This window comes from Bradyrhizobium sp. HKCCYLRH3061 (genome assembly GCF_051168015.1).
Classification (GTDB): Bacteria; Pseudomonadota; Alphaproteobacteria; order Rhizobiales; family Xanthobacteraceae; genus Bradyrhizobium.
On record NZ_JBNPUE010000031.1, the window covers coordinates 18,438 to 34,556 of the forward strand.

Sequence of the window (16,119 nt, forward strand, 5' to 3'; positions counted from 1 at the left end):
CGCGTGATTGCGTCCTTCCGAGGCTCGAGCTCATGACCGCCCCCGTTCTGTCCGTGCGCAACCTGCAGGTCGAGTTCGCCACGAGACGCGGCACCCTGCGCGCGATCGACGGCGTCTCCTACGACATCGCCAAGGGCGAAGTGCTCGGCGTCGTCGGCGAATCCGGCGCCGGCAAATCCGTCACCGGCCTGGCCGTGATCGGCCTGATCGATCCTCCGGGCCGCATCTCCGGCGGCGAGATTCAGCTCTCCGGGCTGCGCATCGACAACCTGCCGCCGGAGGAGATGCGCAAGGTGCGCGGCAAGCGCATCGGCATGATCTTCCAGGATCCGCTGACCTCGCTCAATCCGCTGTATCGTGTCGGCGACCAGATCATCGAGACAATCAAGACCCACACCAATCTCAACGACCAGCAGGCGCGCAAGCGCGCCATCGACCTGCTCGCCGAGGTCGGCATTCCCGCGCCCGAGAAGCGCATCGACGGCTATCCGCACGAATTCTCCGGCGGCATGCGCCAGCGCGTCGTGATCGCGCTCGCGCTGTGCGCCGAGCCCGAGCTGATCATCGCCGACGAGCCGACCACCGCGCTCGACGTCTCCGTGCAGGCGCAGATCATCTCGCTGATCAAGCGGCTCGGCCGCGACCACGGCACCGCCGTGATGCTGGTGACCCACGACATGGGCGTCATCGCCGAGACCTGCGACCGCGTCGCGGTGATGTATGCCGGCCGCGTCGCCGAGATCGGCCCGGTGCAGGAGGTGATCCAGAACCCGCTGCACCCCTACGCCAAGGGCCTGATGGGCGCGATCCCCACGCTCGCAGGCGAGGAGAAGCGGCTGGTGCAGATCCCAGGCTCCATGCCGCGGCTGTCGGCCATCCCGCCAGGCTGCTCGTTCAATCCGCGCTGCAGCGCAGCCTTCGACCGCTGCCGCGTCGACCGGCCGGAGCCGCTGCGCCAGGGCACGCAGGCGGTCGCCTGCCATCTGTATGATCGCGCGACGGAGACTGCGGCATGAGCGACTTCGTCGAGGTCAGGGATCTGCGCCGGGTGTTCGACGTCTCGAAACCCTGGCTCAACCGCATGATCGAGCGCCAGCCGCAGGAGTTTCTCAAGGCGGTCGACGGCGTCAGCTTCGGCATCAGGAAGGGCGAGACCTTCGCGCTGGTGGGCGAATCCGGCTCGGGCAAGACCACGGTCGCGCGCATGGTGGTCGGGCTGCTGGCGCCGACGTCGGGCGAGGTCATCATCGACGGCGTGTCGATGAGCGAAGCGCGCCAGGCGCAGGTGCGGCGCAAGCTGCGCCGGCGCATCCAGATGGTGTTCCAGGATCCCTACGCCAGCCTCAACCCGCGCTTCCGGGTCGACAGCATCATCGCCGAGCCGATCCGCGCCTTCGACATCATCGAGGGCGAACGCCAGATCAAGGACCGTGTCGGCGAGCTCCTGACCCTGGTCGGCCTGCATCCCGACGACGGCCAGAAATTCCCGCACGAATTCTCCGGCGGCCAGCGCCAGCGCATCGCGATCGCGCGCGCGCTCGCCTCCGAGGCCGAGTTCATCGTCTGCGACGAGCCGACCTCGGCGCTCGACGTCTCCGTACAGGCGCAGATCCTCAATCTGATGCGCGATCTGCAGGACAAGTTCGGCCTGACCTATCTGTTCATCAGCCACAATCTCGCGGTCGTGCGCCACATGGCGAGCCGCATCGGCGTGATGTATCTCGGCCGCATCGTCGAGATCGCGGAGGGCCGCTCGCTCTTCAACGACCCGCGCATGCCCTACACCAAGATGCTGCTGGGCGCCGTGCCGGACCTGTCGATGTCCGGCCGCCAGCGCATTCCGGTCAAGGGCGAGATCCCGAACCCGATCAACCCGCCTGCGGGATGCACCTTCAACCCCCGCTGTCCCCTGGCGTTCGATCTGTGCCGGCAGAAGGCACCGGAGCTGATCGGAGGTGTGGCCTGTCATGCGGTGAACCAGCCGGCCGACACGGCCGTTGTGACGGCATCGGTGGCGTGAAGCAGCACGACGGAATTTGAATGAGGTCGTCATTGCGAGGAGCGAAGCGACGAAGCAATCCAGGGGCGTCAACCTGGACCCTCGATTGCTTCGCTTCGCTCGCAATGACGGCGACTAATAAGACAGATCAAAGGGCGCCATGAGCTTCATCAACCCCGATCCCTTCACCACCCGCCCCGAGATCGACGGCACCTTCGGCGTCGTCACCTCCACACATTGGCTTGCCACGGCGGTGGGCATGGCGATGCTGGAGCGCGGCGGCAATGCCTTCGACGCCGGCGTCGCGGCGGCCTTCACCCTGCAGGTCGTCGAGCCGCATCTCAACGGTCCCGGCGGCGACGTGCCGATCATCCTGCACGACGTCAGGCGGGGGCGCACCGAGGTCATCTGCGGCCAGGGCCCGGCGCCATCAGGCGCCACCATCGCGCACTACAAGCGCGAAGGCTTGGACATGGTGCCCGGCACCGGCCTGCTCGCTGCCTGCGTGCCCGGCACGTTCGAGTCCTGGATGCTGCTGCTGCGCGACTATGGGACGATGCGGCTGCGCGACGTACTGGAGCCGGCGATATGCTATGCGCGCGACGGCTATCCGCTGGTCGAACGCGTCTCGGCGACGATCCAGACCGTCGAGCAGTTGTTCAAGACGCATTGGCCGACCTCGGCAGCGCTCTATCTGCCCAACGGCAACGTGCCGCGGCCGGGCACGCTGTTCACCAATCCCAAGCTCGCCGAAACCTACGCGCGCATTCTGAGCGAAGGCGAGAGCGCCGGCGGCGATCGCGACGCGCAGATCGAGCGAGCCCGCAAGGCGTGGTCGCACGGTTTTGTCGCTGAGGCGATCGACCGCTTCTGCCGGACCCAGGAGGTGATGGACGTCTCGGGCGCGCGTCACAAGGGCGTGCTGACCGCCGACGACATGGCGCGCTGGCAGCCGACGATCGAGGCGCCGCTGACCTATGAGTACGGCCGCTACACCGTCTGCAAGGCCGGCATCTGGAGCCAGGGTCCGGTGCTGCTGCAGCAGCTTGCGCTGCTCAAGGGCTTTGCGCTCGACGGTCTCGATCCGACCGGGCCGGACTTCATCCATTGGCAGATCGAAGCCGCCAAGCTGGCCTTCGCCGATCGCGAGGCGTTCTATGGCGATCCGAACTTCGCCGACATCCCGATCCAGACGCTGCTGTCCGATGCCTACAACGACGAGCGGCGCAAGCTGATCACCGACAAGGCCTCGCTCGAGCTGCGTCCCGGCACGCTCGACGGCTACGGCGCCAAGGTCAAGCTGCGCGAGGCGACAGGCCACCGCGAGGCCGTCGGTGCGATGGGCTCGGGCGAGCCGACCGTCGGCCGCTTCGGCGAGGTGCGCGGCGACACCGTGCATTTCGACATCATCGATTCCCAAGGCAACATGATCTCGGCGACGCCATCCGGCGGCTGGCTGCAATCCTCGCCGGTCATCCCCGAGCTCGGCTTCTGTCTCGGCACACGCGCGCAGATGTTCTGGCTGGAGGAGGATCATCCCGCCGCGCTGGTGCCGGGCAAGCGGCCGCGCACGACGCTATCGCCGACCATGGCGCTGCGCGACGGCGAGCCTTACGTGGCCTGGGGTTCGCCCGGCGGCGACCAGCAGGACCAGTGGAACACACAGTTCTTCCTGCGCCACGTCCATGCCGGCATGAACCTGCAAGAGTCGATCGACGCGCCGGCGTGGCACTCCGAGCACTTCCCGATCTCGTTCTGGCCGCGCACCGCACGCCCCGGCGTGCTCGTGGTCGAGAACCGCGTGCCCAAGGCGACCGTCGAGGAGTTGCGCCGTCGCGGCCATGTCGTCGAGGTCGGGCCGGACTGGTCGGAAGGCCGGCTCACGGCCGCATCGCGCGTCGGCCGCCGCCGCCGCGCCGCGGCCAATCCACGGGGCATGCAGGGTTACGCCGCCGGACGATAAGAGAGCAACGCGACGATGACCTGGTCGATCATTGCCAAGGACGATTTCACCGGCCGGATCGGCATCGCCGTCGCCACCCGCTTCTTCGCCGTCGGCGCGCGCGTGCCCTTCATCGTCGCCGGCCACGGCGGCATCGCGACACAGGCGCTGGTCAATCCCTATTACGGCATCGACGGCGTGACGCTGCTCCGCGATGGCCGCCATCCGCGCGAGATCGTGCAACTGCTGACGTCGGCCGATCCCGGCCGCGAGAGCCGCCAGCTCCACATCCTCGATCACAACGGCCAGATTGCCGCCCACACCGGCCGCGACTGCATCGACTGGTGCGGCCATCTCGAAGGCCGAGGCTTTTCGATTGCCGGCAACATGCTGGCCGGCCCGCAGGTGCTCAACGAAACCGCGAACGCGTTTCTCGCTCATGGCGCCCTGCCCTTTGCGGAGCGTCTGATCGCGGCCATGAAGGCCGGCGAGGCGGCCGGCGGTGACAAGCGCGGCAAACAGTCCGCCGCCCTCCTCATCCACGGCAAGGAGGAATGGTCCGAGCTCGATCTGCGGGTCGACGATCACGCCGATCCGCTCGCCGAGCTCGCACGCCTGGAAGGCGTCAGCCGCAGGCATTGGGCGGTGTTCCGGCAGTTCATGCCGACGCGCGACAATCCGGCGGGGATTACGGATCGCGCCACGATCGATGCCGGCATCGCCGCGGCGCTCGCGAACCAGACATGACCGGGCCGGAAGGACGGCGCGTGACCGGGGTTGGTATGGATAGTGCAACAACGCAGGCTGCATTTTCGTAGGGGACATCGGATGATGAGGAACTGGTGCTTGGCCGCCGTCGCGGCCGTTGTCGTGGCCTCCTGGGGGCCGGCCGCGCAGGCGCAGACCACCTTGCGCATCGGCCTTGCCGAGGACCCCGACGTTCTCGATCCGACCATGGCCCGCACCTATGTCGGGCGCATCGTGTTCGCCGCCACCTGCGACAAGCTGTTCGACATCGACGAGAAGCTCAACATCGTGCCGCAGCTGGCGCTGTCGCAGCAGACATCCGCCGACGGCAAGGAGGTCACCATCAAGCTGCGGCCCGGCGTGAAGTTTCACGACGGCGAGCCGTTCGACGCCGAGGCCGCCAAATTCTCGCTCGACCGCCACCTGACCTTTCCCGGCTCGTTCCGCAAGCCCGAGCTGGCCTCGCTCGATCATGTCGACGTCGTCGATCCCCTGACGATCAAGCTGGTGTTGAAAGCGCCGTTCTCGCCGCTGATCGCCCAGCTCACCGACCGCGCCGGCATGATGGTGTCGCCGAAGGCCGCCAGGGAGGCCGGCGACAAGTTCGGCCTGCATCCGGTCTGCGCCGGTCCGTACAAGTTCGTCGAGCGCGTCCAGCAGGACAAGATCGTGTTCGAGAAGTTCGCCGACTACTGGAACAAGGACAACGTCTTCATCGACAGGATCGTCTACCAGCCCATCGTCGATGCCACGGTGCGGCTGGCGAACCTGAAGTCGGGTGCCCTCGACCTGATCGAGCGCGTGCTCGCGACCGATATCAAGGATGTCCGCGCCGATTCCAGGCTTGCGCTGTCGACTGCGATCGAGCTCGGCTACCAGGGCATCACGCTCAACATCGGCAAGGACAAGGCCAAGGGCCCACTCAGCCAGTCAGCCAAGGTGCGCCAGGCGCTCGATCTCGCGATCGACCGCGAGGCGCTCAACCAGGTGGTCTTCAACGGCGAATTCATGCCGGGCAACCAATGGGTCAATCCCTCGCATCCGTATTATCAGAAGGCCTTCCCGGTGCGTGCCCGCGATGTCGAGAAGGCAAAGGCGCTGCTGAAAGAGGCCGGCGTGACGACGCCTGTCGCGGTCGACTTCATGGTACCGAAGGGTGCCGAGACCGAGGCGGCCGCCCAGGTGGTACAGTCGATGGCCGCCGAGGCCGGCTTCGACATGAAGATCCGTGTGACGGAGTTCGCGACCTCGCTGAAGCAGGCCGAGGCCGGCGACTATCAGGCGTTCATGCTGTCATGGAGCGGCCGGATCGATCCCGACGGCAACAGCTACGTGTTCCTGCACAGCAACGCGCCGCAGAACTACAGCGCCTGGGCCAACGCCGAGGCCGACAAGGCGCTCAGCGACGCGCGGCTGGTGACCGACATGGCCCAGCGCAAGGCGCTCTACGAGAAGCTGACCAAGCTCGAGATCGAGGACGAGCCGATCCTCTACCTCTATCACCGCCGCATCCTGATCGCGCACACCAAGAAGCTCGAGGGCTACAAGCAGATGCCGGACGGTCTGGTGAGGGTGGTCGGGCTGAAGCTGAAGTGAGCGGCGAAGTGGCCCCTGTTTGTTGGGACGCGCCGCTGGCGCCGCGAACTCCCTCTGCTCCCTCCCCCCTTGTGGGGGAGGGCTGGGGTGGGGGGTGCCACGCACTCCGATCTCGCTTGGGGCACCCCCCTCCCTGTCCCTCCCCCACAAGGGGGGAGGGAACGCAAGCGGCACGACCGGAGTCTGATTGCAAGCATCAGCGTCGGGAGAGGCACTGATCATGCTGACCTTCCTCGCCCGCCGCATCGCCCAGATCATTCCGACCTTGATCTTCGTCTCGATCCTGATCTTCTCGCTGCAGCAGCTGCTGCCCGGCGATCCCGCGCTCGTGATGGCCGGCGAGGAGCGCGATCCCGCTGTCATCGAGCAGATCCGCAAGCAGTATCGCCTCGACCAGCCCCTGCCCGTTCAGTACGGCTACTGGATCAAGGGCGTGCTCTCGGGCGATTTCGGCGAGTCGCTGCGCATCAAGATGCCGGTGCGCGATCTCATCCTGCAGAAGCTGCCCGTGACCCTGCAGCTCGCCTCGATGGCGATCGTGATCGCGTTCCTGATCGGCATTCCCGCCGGCATCGTTTCCGCCGTGAAGCGCGGGACGGCCTGGGACTATGCCGCCAACCTGTTCGCACTGTGGGGCATCTCGACGCCGAACTTCTGGCTCGGCATCATGCTGATCTTCCTGTTCTCGATCCAGCTCGGCTGGCTCCCCGCCTCCGGTTACGTCTCGCCCGCCGAGGACTGGCGCGCCAGCCTCGCCGCCACCATCATGCCGGCCTTCGTGCTCGGCAACGCCATCGCCGCGATCCTGATGCGCCACACCCGCAGCGCCATGCTGCAGGTCCTGGGCAGCGACTACATCCGCACCGCCCGAGCCAAGGGCATCTCCGAGCGCCAGGTGATCCTGCGCCATGCGCTGCGCAACGCCCTGACGCCGGTCATCACGCTGGGCGCGCTCGAGCTCGGGACACTGTTGTCCGGCGCCGTGCTGACCGAGCAGATCTTCTCGATCCCCGGCTTCGGCAAGCTGATCGTCGACGCCGTGTTCAACCGCGACTACGCCGTCGTGCAGGGCGTCGTGCTGGTCACCGCCACCGTCTACATCATGCTGAACCTGATCGCCGATCTCGCTTATGTACTCGTCAATCCGCGCTTGAGGAGCTGACATGGCCGAGACGACGCTGTCGGCTCCATCAGGAGCACGCGCCCTCGCTCCGCTCGAGCGGCCGATGCAGCGCACCTGGCGCCGGCTGGTCAAGCGCAAAGGCGCCATGGTCGGGCTCGGCCTGATCACGGCCTTCATCCTGCTCGCGGTATCAGCGCCGCTGGTGGCGCCCTACGATCCCATCAAGACGAGCTGGGCGCTCGTGCGCAAGGCGCCGTCCGCGGCGCACTGGTTCGGCACCGACGATCTCGGTCGCGACGTTCTGGCCCGCGTCATCTACGGCGCGCGTGCCTCGCTGCTGGCCGGTGCGATCTCCGTCGCCATCGCGCTGGCGATCGGCGTCCCCATCGGCATGGTCGCCGGCTATCGCGGCGGCTTCATCGATGCCCTGATTAGCCGCATCACCGACGCGATGCTGGCCTGCCCGTTCCTGATCCTGGCGATCGCGCTGGCGGCGTTTCTCGGGCCGAGCCTCGGCAACGCCATGATCGCGATCGGCATCTCCGCGACGCCGATCTTCGTCCGGCTGACCCGTGGCGAGGTGCTGGGCGTCAAGGTCGAGGAATATGTCGAGGCCGCCCGCAGCGTCGGCGACACCGACCTGCAGATCGCGGTCAGGCACATCCTGCCGAACATCATGCCGGCGCTGCTGGTGCAGGCGACCTTGTCGGTTGCCGCCGCCATCATCGCCGAGGCCGCGCTCTCGTTCTTAGGACTGGGCCAGCAGCCGCCGGCCCCGTCCTGGGGCAGCATGCTCAACGCCGCCCAGCGCTTCCTCACCAATGCCCCCTGGATGGCGATCTGGCCGGGGCTCGCGATCTTCCTGGTGGTGCTGTCCCTCAACCTCCTCGGCGACGGCCTGCGCGACGCGCTCGATCCGCAGCAGGAGGAGTAGGCCCTCGCTAGCGCAACACCCTCCAGTGTCGTCCCGGCGAACGCCGGGACCCATAGCCACCGTCGGTCGTTGTTGCGCGAGAAGGTCACTCCGCGCCTGCCTCAAACCACTGCCTGGGGTTATGGGTCCCGGCGTTCGCCGGGACGACAGCGAGGGGTGTCGAGAGACCGGTCAAAACAAAACGGCGGCTGCCGGGGCAGCCGCCGTCGATGTCGTGAGACCAGGCGCCCTCGTCACGTCGCCTTCAGCGCATGATCGGTCTCGGCGTCGAACTGGGCGATCTGCCGGGCGCGCTGTGACTTGGCAGCGGCCTGGTGGTTGGTGGCGATGACGGTGTAGACGGCCGGCAGCACGAACAGCGTGAACAAGGTGCCGATCGACATGCCGGCGACGACCACGAGGCCGATCGAGAAGCGGCTGGCGGCTCCGGCGCCGGTCGCGGTCAGGAGCGGGATCAGGCCGGTGACCATCGCCGCCGTGGTCATCAGGATCGGCCGCAGGCGGATGCGCGCGGACGTCTCGATGGCGGTGCGGCGGTCCATCCCCTCGTTGAGCTGCAGCTCGTTGGCGAACTCCACCATCAGGATGCCGTGCTTGGTGATCAGGCCGACCAGGGTCAGCAGGCCGACCTGGGTGTAGATGTTCATGGTCGCCAGCCCGAAGAACAGCGGAATCAGGGCGCCGACGATCGCCATGGGCACGCTGATCATGATCACCAGCGGATCCCTGAGGCTCTCGAACTGCGCCGCCAGCACCAGGAAGATGATGATCAGCGCGAAGCCGAAGGTGATGGCGAGCTGATTGCCCTCCTGGACGTATTGACGGGCGTCGGCGAGATAGTCGTGGCTGAAGCCGGACGGCAGGTTCTTGGCCTGCTTCTCCAGGAAGTCGACCGCCTGCCCCACGGTGACGCCCGGCATCGGCACGGCGGAGAAGGTCGCCGAGTTGAGCTGGTTGAAATGCGTCAGCGAGTTCGGGTCGGTCGCGGTCTCGATGCTGACGACGGTCGACAGCGGCACCTGCTGGCCGGCCGAGGTCGCGACATAGTAGCCGGACAGCGATTCCGGCGAGATCCGCTTGTCGCGCGGCACCTGCGGAATCACCTGATAGGAGCGGCCCTCCAGGTTGAAGCGGTTGATGTAGTTGCCGCCGAGCAGCACGGCCAGCGTGTTGCCGATCGACTGCATGGTGATGCCGAGATCGCTCGCCTTGCTGCGATCGATCCAGACCTTGACCACCGGCTGGTTGAACTCGAGGTCGCTGTCGGAGACGATGAACATGCCGCTCTTGCGCGCGGCGTCCTTCAGCTTGGCCATCTGCTCATAGACCGCCTGGAAGCCGCTGGTCGAGCTGATCACCATCTGCACCGGCAGGCCGCCGGGGCCGCCCGGCAGCGCCGGCAGGTTGAAGGCAAAGGCGTTGATGCCCTCGATCTTCGACAGCTCCGCCTGCACCAGCGGCTTCAGCTTGATCGAGGAACGCTTGCGCTCGTCCCACGGCTTGAGCAGCATGCCGGCGAAGCCGCCTTGCGGGCCTTGGATGCCGTTCAGGACGAAGCGAAGGTCGGTCTCGGGGAACTTCTGGAACGCCTTGTCGACCTTGTCGGTGTAGAAGTTGATGTAGTCGATATTGGCGTATTTCGGCGCCTTGGTGATCGAGAACACGATGCCCTGATCCTCCTCCGGCGCCAGTTCCTTCGATGTGTGCATGTAGAGGAAGCCGACGAGGCCGAGGATGGTCAGCGCGAACAGCGCCGTCACCGGCCGGTAGTCGAGCGAGCGGTCGAGCTGGCGGCCGTACCAGCGCGTCATCGCGCCGAACACCCGGTTGACGAGCCGCGCAAAGCGCCCTTCTTCGGCACTGCGCAGCAGCACCGAGCACATCATTGGCGACAGGGTCAGGGCGATCACGCCGGAGACGATGACCGAGCCGGCGAGCGTGAACGCGAATTCGCGGAACAGCGAGCCGGTGAGACCGCCGAGGAAGCCGATCGGGGCATACACCGCAGCCAGCGTGATCGTCATCGAGATGACGGGGCCGACGATCTCGCGGGCGCCCTGCAGCGCAGCCTGCACGGGTGCCTTGCCCTCTTCCAGATGGCGATGGATGTTCTCCACCACGACGATGGCGTCGTCCACGACGAGGCCGATCGCCAGCACCATCGCCAGCAGGGTCAGCAGGTTGATGGAAAAGCCGAGCGCCAGCATCATCGTGCAGACGCCGATCAGGGACAGCGGGATCGTCACGACGGGGATGATGACCGAGCGCAGCGAGGCCAGGAACAGGAAGATGACCACGATGACGATCAGCACGGCCTCGCCGAGCGTGTGCTCGACCTCGTCGATCGACGACTGGATGAACTTGGTGGAATCGTAGGCCACCTTCATCTTCATCGACGGCGGCAGGTTGCGCTCGAGGTCCGGGAACAGCGCGCGCACACCCCTGACGATGTTGAGCGGGTTGCCCTGTGGCGTCGCATCGACGCCGATGAAGATGGCGCGCTCGCCGTTGAAGGCGACGCTGGCGTCGGTGCTCTGCGCCGCGAGCTCGACAGTCGCGATATCCTCCATGCGAACGAAGCCGCCGTCCTTGGCCTTGACGATCATCCGCTTGAACTGGTTGACGTCGGTCAGGCCGGTATTGGTCGTGACGTTGGAGACGATGAAGTAGCCCTTGGCCTGTCCGGCCGCGGACTGGAAGTTGTTGGCCGCGATCGCTGCCGCGACGTCGGTCGGCGACACGTTGCGGCCGGCCATCTTCTCGGGGTTGAGCCAGATCCGCATCGCAAAGGTCTGGCCGCCGAGAATGTTCGCCGCGGCGACGCCGTCGACCGTCGACAGCACCGGCTGGACCACGCGCGTCAGGTAGTCGGATATCGCCGATCCCGACAGCTCCTCGCTGGAGAAGCCGAGATACATCACCGAGGTCGTCTGGCCCGTCGTCTTGGTGACGATCGGGTCGTTGGATTCCTTCGGGATCAGGTAGCGGACCGAATTGACCTTGGCGAGCACCTCGGTGAGCGCCTGGTTCGGATCGAAATTCAGCTTGATGAACACCTGGATCGTGCTGGTGCCCTGCACCGAGGACGAGGTGATGTAGTCGACGCCCTCGGCGGAGGCGACCGCCTGCTCCAGCGGGGTGGTGATGAAGCCCTGCATCAGGTCGGCGGACGCGCCGGGATAGACCGTCGTGACGTTGACGACCGTGTTCGACAGCTTCGGATATTGCCGGATCGGCAGCACGAAGGCGGCGCGCAGGCCGAGCAGCAGAATGAGCAGGCTGACCACGACCGACAGCACCGGGCGCTTGATGAAGATATCGGTGAAACGCATCGCGGCAATCCCGTCAGCAGAGGTCAGATGAGGTCCGGACGGGCCGCCACGATCAGGCGGCCCGGCATTGGCTCAGAGGTCGCTCAGTAGCGCGGCGGCTTCGCCGGGACCGGCGGCAGCGGATCGGTGGAGATCGCGACCGCGGCGCCGGACTGAATCTTGAGCTGGCCGACGGCGACGACGCGATCGCCTTCCTTGAGGCCCTTGAGGATCACCGCGCGGCCGTTGATGCGGTCGCCGGTCTGCACATAGATGCGGTCGGCCGTCAGCGCGGTCTTGCCGTCATCGGTCTTCTTCTCGTTGATGACGAACACCGAGTCGCCATAGAGCGTGTAGTCGACCGCGGTCTCCGGCACCGTCAGCACCGGCGGCTTGTCCGGCAGTACGACCGTGGTGGTCGCGAACATGCCGGGCCTGAGGATGCGCTCCGGATTGGCGATCGTCGCCTGCACCCGGATGTTGCGGGTGTCGGTCGCGATCTGCGGCTCGATCGTGGTGATCTTGCCCTCGAACGTCTTGCCCGGATAGGCATCGACGCCGACGCGCACGGTCTGTCCGACCTTGAGCTGACCGCTGTCCTTTTCGGTCACGGTGAAGTTGACCCAGAGCTGCGACAGATCGGTCAGCGACACGATCTGCGATCCGGCGGACAGATACTGGCCGACTTCGACCTTGCGGACGCCGAGGTCGCCGTCGAACGGCGCGCGCACGAGCTTCTGCGCGATCAGCGCTTCGGTCTTGGCGACGCCGGCCTGGGCCTGGTCGTAGGCGGCCTGGGCCTGGTCGACGGTCGCCTGCGGGCCGAACTGGCGCGAGGCCAATTGCTTGGCTCGGTCGAGCGACAATTGCGCCACGGTGACCTGGGCCTTGTAGTTGGCGAGGTCGCCCTGCTCCGGCGCATCATAGAGCTGCACCAGCGGTGTGCCCTGCTTCACCGTCGTGCCCGGCGTGAACATGATGTCGGTGATGCGGCCCGAGGCGTCGGAGGTGACGTTGACCTGATGCACGGCGGCGAGATCGCCGACTGCGGTCAACAGGTTCGGCACCGTCTCCGAACTCGCCGTCGCGACGCTGACGTTGAGCGGCGGTGGCTTCATGTTGGCGAAGAACTGCGCGATCATCTTGTCGCGGAACATGTTGAACCACACGAAGCCGCCGACCAACGCCGCGAGCAGCGCGCCCACGACGATGAACCACAGCACCGGGCGGGTGCGCTTGCGCGGCTTGTCGTCGACCGGCTTTCCGGAGAGCTTGGGTTCCGTCGCAATGTTCATGTCATGCACTTTCTGCCGTCGCCGGCCGGGCCGGAGGTTGCGACAATTCGTGATCGAGGTGGCACGCAATGGCGGCATCGGTCAGGCCGATGCCGCGGAGAATGAATTCGCTGAGCTGGCGCTCCAGGCTCGCAGCAGTTCCATACGGCACACACGGAACGGATGGAAGCCGCGTCAAGGCCGCCATCAATACGGTGTGGTGCGCGAACCAGAACAGGTCACGGGGCGCAGCCACGAGACGCACGGCATCACCACACGCAATGGCGCTTTCCATGGAGTTAACGAACTTGGCGCCGATCAGATCATCGATCTTCGTATACAGCAGCCTTGCGAATTCGCCATCGTCGAGATGGCTCGACGCCATCAGCCGCAGCCGCTGCTCTTCTTCCTCATTGGGGCCGTCGGCGATCCCGAGGAAATGCCGGACCATCCCGGCCATCATCATGACCAGCGTCGCGGTCGAAGGTTCCTGACTGAGCAGCACCTCGAAATCCGGATCGGTCTCGCACTCCTCGGTGAGGATCTCCGCATAGAGCGCCGCCTTGGAGGGGAAATGTTTGAACAGCAGCGCTTCGGAGATCGCCGCCGCCGCGGCCACGCTCTTGGTCGTGGTGCCGGCATAGCCATGACGCGCGAAGCAGCGCTTGGCTGCACCGAGGATCAGCTGCCTCCGGAGATCGCTTGTCATGCGCAAAGTGGACATCGGCCGTGAGTAAATACTCACTTGATCTATGTCAAGAAAGATGCCGCGGCGCAGCAGGGTCGGCGGCCAAGTCCCTGAAATTACAGGTGGGATTTCACGGGCGCCAAAGGCAACTCTATACCTCTCAAAGCGGCGGATCTGCGGCACCGCTCCATCAAATGGATGCAATGCCGCGCGGGGACCACCGCGGCGGGCGCATTTTCTTCCGCCGCGCGCCATGCGACGGTCACCGGGACAAAAACAAGAATCGGCCGGGAGGACCAGACATGACCGACGACGCAGCGCTCGCCAGCCAGTTCGATCTCGAGAGCCTGACGCCGGCGTTCTACGCCGATCCCTACCCGACCTATCGCGCGCTGCGCCGGCACGCCCCGGTCAAGCGCATGCGCAACGGCTCCTATTTCCTCACCCGCTACGACGATCTGGTCACCGCCTACAAGGCAACCAGGACGTTCTCGTCGGACAAGAAGCGCGAGTTCGCGCCGAAATACGGCAACTCGCTGCTGTACGAGCATCACACGACGAGCCTCGTCTTCAACGATCCTCCGGCGCACACACGGGTGCGCCGCCTGATCATGGGCGCGCTGTCGCCGCGCGCGATCGCCGAGATGGAGCCTGCGCTGATCGCGCTGGTCGACGGGCTGCTCGACCGGATCGCGACCAAGGACAGATTCGAGCTGATCGAGGATTTCGCCGCCGCAATTCCGATAGAGGTGATCGGCAACCTGCTCGGCGTGCCGCATGACGAGCGCGCGCCGCTGCGCGACTGGTCTCTCGCCATCCTCGGCGCGCTGGAGCCGGTGCTGACGCCGGAGCAGTTGTCACGCGGCAACCAGGCCGTCGGCGACATGCTGACCTATCTCGAAACCCTGGTCGCGCGCCGGCGCGCCGCCCCCGGCAATCCCGAGCGCGACGTGCTGACGCGGCTGATCCAGGGCGAGGCCGACGGCGAGCGGCTGAGCGAGACGGAGCTGCTGCACAACTGCATCTTCCTGCTCAATGCCGGCCACGAGACCACGACCAATCTGATCGGCAACGGCCTGGTGCTGCTGTGCCAGCATCCGGCCGAGCGGCAGAGGCTGATCGAGGCGCCCGGCCTGATACGCACCGCGGTCGAGGAGATCCTGCGCTACGAGAGCTCCAACCAGCTCGGCAACCGGATGACGACCGAGGCGGTCGAGCTCGGCGGCGTCGCCTTGGCGCCCGGAACATCGGTCACGTTGTGCATCGGCGCCGCCAACCGCGACCCCGCCCAGTTCGACGACCCCGAACGCTTCGACATCACCCGCCTCGCCAACCGCCACCTCGCCTTCGGCACCGGCGCCCACCAATGCGCCGGGATGGCGCTGGCAAGACTGGAGGGCGCCGTGGCGATCTCGCGGTTTCTGGCACGGTTTCCGAACTATCAGCTCGACGGCGAGCCGGTGCGCGGCGGGCGGGTGCGGTTTCGCGGCTTTGCGAGCGTGCCGTGTGTGGTCGAGGGCTGACGCGATCGTCGCTCTCGCGATAGCTCCTCCGTCTTGACTTCAGACGGCCCAGCCATGACGGCCTGGGTGGCAGTTCGTAGGGCGGATTAGCGAAGCGTAATCCGCCGCTGACACGGCCAACTGCTGTTGAAGGACACGCTCTGCTGCTGGCGCGGCGGATTACGCTTCGCTAATCCGCCCGACCGACTTTACGTAGCGCTCCTCGCTTTGTTTTCGAATTGCAAGATTTTTGTTTCGCTTCATCAGAAATCATGTTATACGCGCGCCGTCCCGTCTCACAAGAGGGGCGCTTCGCGGTCGTCACGAACGTTGAGGCGGGATGCGGTGGGCGTGTTGGTGTCGCAGCGTGGTTTTCCGCGCCGACGAACGGCATCGATGCGCACGGTCAAGTCGCGTGGTCCTGACACCCCGACGCTGGTGTCACGCTTGCGTTGGCGCTCACGCGCCGCGCGGGCAACGGTGGCCAGAAAGCCCGGAGCACCGGGGAGAACGCGAAGCAGCCGTCAAAACCATCGCGCGGGGAATGCCGGGATGTCTCGGCTGAACCTGTGGTTCCTGCCGCCTGCATTTTTTTCCGCAGGCGGGCCATGGGTGCGGCCAGCGCCCGGCATTCCCCGTGCCCTCTTTTCGGAGAGGGCAGGACGAAGCGCAAAGCTCGGACGCGAACCGCGCCGCGAGGGGGTGACCGCATGTCTCACCGCCGCCCGCTTGAGTCTCACCGTCCAAGAACAACTCTCACCGTCATTGCGAGCGAAGCGACGTGTCCGCCAAAGCCCGAAGGGCGACGGCGGAAGCAATCCAGGGCCGCGCCCGCGACTCTGGATTGCTTCGTCGCTTCGCTCCTCGCAATGACGATGCGAACAATGAGGCCGCGCGGAGGCACTTCAATAGATTGCTCGTCATGCCCGGGCTTGACCCACGGCTGTCCGGTTCAGACAGACTGGACATGGTGCATGGCGTGGATTCTTCTGCGGTCTTGAGC

General features: G+C 66.2%; 12 protein-coding genes. 9 read left to right on the forward strand and 3 right to left on the reverse strand.

Annotated elements, in window-relative coordinates; genetic code table 11:
- The first annotated feature begins 32 nt into the window (after positions 1–32).
- The 7 genes from ACQR2C_RS31590 (at position 33) to ACQR2C_RS31620 (ending at position 8,341) form a co-directional block, all read left to right on the forward strand.
- A complete protein-coding gene (locus ACQR2C_RS31590; RefSeq protein ID WP_434882876.1) occupies positions 33–1,016 on the forward strand; it encodes an ABC transporter ATP-binding protein in 984 nt (327 codons plus the stop codon).
- On the forward strand, positions 1,013–2,020 hold the full coding sequence (locus tag ACQR2C_RS31595; RefSeq protein ID WP_434882877.1) for an ABC transporter ATP-binding protein: 1,008 nt from the start codon (positions 1,013–1,015) through the stop codon (positions 2,018–2,020). Before ACQR2C_RS31590 ends, ACQR2C_RS31595 begins: the two co-directional genes overlap by 4 nt.
- Before the next feature lie 139 nt (positions 2,021–2,159).
- Positions 2,160–3,962, forward strand: a complete 1,803-nt coding sequence (locus tag ACQR2C_RS31600) for a gamma-glutamyltransferase family protein (RefSeq protein ID WP_434882878.1) — start codon at positions 2,160–2,162, stop codon at positions 3,960–3,962.
- A 15-nt stretch (positions 3,963–3,977) separates the two neighbouring features.
- Positions 3,978–4,688, forward strand: coding sequence for a DUF1028 domain-containing protein (locus tag ACQR2C_RS31605; RefSeq protein ID WP_434882879.1), 711 nt, complete (start codon positions 3,978–3,980; stop codon positions 4,686–4,688).
- 84 nt (positions 4,689–4,772) lie between these two features.
- The gene (locus ACQR2C_RS31610; protein WP_316183415.1) at positions 4,773–6,284 is read left to right on the forward strand and encodes an ABC transporter substrate-binding protein; all 1,512 of its coding nucleotides are present in this window, start codon (positions 4,773–4,775) and stop codon (positions 6,282–6,284) included.
- A 220-nt stretch (positions 6,285–6,504) separates the two neighbouring features.
- On the forward strand, positions 6,505–7,446 hold the full coding sequence (locus ACQR2C_RS31615) for an ABC transporter permease (protein ID WP_315715755.1): 942 nt from the start codon (positions 6,505–6,507) through the stop codon (positions 7,444–7,446).
- Between the two features lie 64 nt (positions 7,447–7,510).
- The gene (locus tag ACQR2C_RS31620; protein ID WP_434882884.1) at positions 7,511–8,341 is read left to right on the forward strand and encodes an ABC transporter permease; all 831 of its coding nucleotides are present in this window, start codon (positions 7,511–7,513) and stop codon (positions 8,339–8,341) included.
- A gap of 233 nt (positions 8,342–8,574) precedes the next feature.
- On the opposite strand, the gene ACQR2C_RS31625 is transcribed toward ACQR2C_RS31620, so the two are convergent.
- The 3 genes from ACQR2C_RS31625 to ACQR2C_RS31635 form a co-directional block, all read right to left on the reverse strand.
- A complete protein-coding gene (locus ACQR2C_RS31625; protein WP_434882880.1) occupies positions 8,575–11,673 on the reverse strand; it encodes a MexW/MexI family multidrug efflux RND transporter permease subunit in 3,099 nt (1,032 codons plus the stop codon).
- An 83-nt stretch (positions 11,674–11,756) separates the two neighbouring features.
- Positions 11,757–12,947 carry an efflux RND transporter periplasmic adaptor subunit gene (locus ACQR2C_RS31630; RefSeq protein ID WP_315801367.1) on the reverse strand — a complete coding sequence of 397 codons (1,191 nt, stop codon included), beginning with the start codon at positions 12,945–12,947 and terminating at the stop codon, positions 11,757–11,759.
- A gap of 1 nt (position 12,948) precedes the next feature.
- Positions 12,949–13,635 (reverse strand): TetR/AcrR family transcriptional regulator, encoded by a 687-nt coding sequence (locus ACQR2C_RS31635; protein WP_434882885.1) that lies wholly within the window; start codon positions 13,633–13,635, stop codon positions 12,949–12,951.
- Between the two features lie 281 nt (positions 13,636–13,916).
- Here ACQR2C_RS31635 and ACQR2C_RS31640 point away from each other — a divergent pair, with 281 nt between their 5' ends.
- Positions 13,917–15,137, forward strand: a complete 1,221-nt coding sequence (locus tag ACQR2C_RS31640) for a cytochrome P450 (RefSeq protein ID WP_434882881.1) — start codon at positions 13,917–13,919, stop codon at positions 15,135–15,137.
- Between the two features lie 760 nt (positions 15,138–15,897).
- Positions 15,898–16,119, forward strand: a 222-nt coding sequence (locus ACQR2C_RS31645) for a hypothetical protein (RefSeq protein WP_434882882.1), incomplete at its 3' end; no start/stop codon positions are given.

What these genes read in the sequence shown, in the direction of transcription:
- ACQR2C_RS31600 (WP_434882878.1), top strand. Translation starts at nt 2,160, where the DNA reads ATGAGCTTCATCAACCCCGATCCCTTCACCACCCGCCCCGAGATCGAC.
- ACQR2C_RS31630 (WP_315801367.1), bottom strand. Translation starts at nt 12,947, where the DNA reads ATGAACATTGCGACGGAACCCAAGCTCTCCGGAAAGCCGGTCGACGAC.
- ACQR2C_RS31610 (WP_316183415.1), top strand. Translation starts at nt 4,773, where the DNA reads ATGAGGAACTGGTGCTTGGCCGCCGTCGCGGCCGTTGTCGTGGCCTCC.
- ACQR2C_RS31620 (WP_434882884.1), top strand. Translation starts at nt 7,511, where the DNA reads ATGCAGCGCACCTGGCGCCGGCTGGTCAAGCGCAAAGGCGCCATGGTC.
- ACQR2C_RS31625 (WP_434882880.1), bottom strand. Translation starts at nt 11,673, where the DNA reads ATGCGTTTCACCGATATCTTCATCAAGCGCCCGGTGCTGTCGGTCGTG.
- ACQR2C_RS31595 (WP_434882877.1), top strand. Translation starts at nt 1,013, where the DNA reads ATGAGCGACTTCGTCGAGGTCAGGGATCTGCGCCGGGTGTTCGACGTC.
- ACQR2C_RS31590 (WP_434882876.1), top strand. Translation starts at nt 33, where the DNA reads ATGACCGCCCCCGTTCTGTCCGTGCGCAACCTGCAGGTCGAGTTCGCC.
- ACQR2C_RS31635 (WP_434882885.1), bottom strand. Translation starts at nt 13,635, where the DNA reads ATGACAAGCGATCTCCGGAGGCAGCTGATCCTCGGTGCAGCCAAGCGC.
- ACQR2C_RS31640 (WP_434882881.1), top strand. Translation starts at nt 13,917, where the DNA reads ATGACCGACGACGCAGCGCTCGCCAGCCAGTTCGATCTCGAGAGCCTG.
- ACQR2C_RS31615 (WP_315715755.1), top strand. Translation starts at nt 6,505, where the DNA reads ATGCTGACCTTCCTCGCCCGCCGCATCGCCCAGATCATTCCGACCTTG.
- ACQR2C_RS31605 (WP_434882879.1), top strand. Translation starts at nt 3,978, where the DNA reads ATGACCTGGTCGATCATTGCCAAGGACGATTTCACCGGCCGGATCGGC.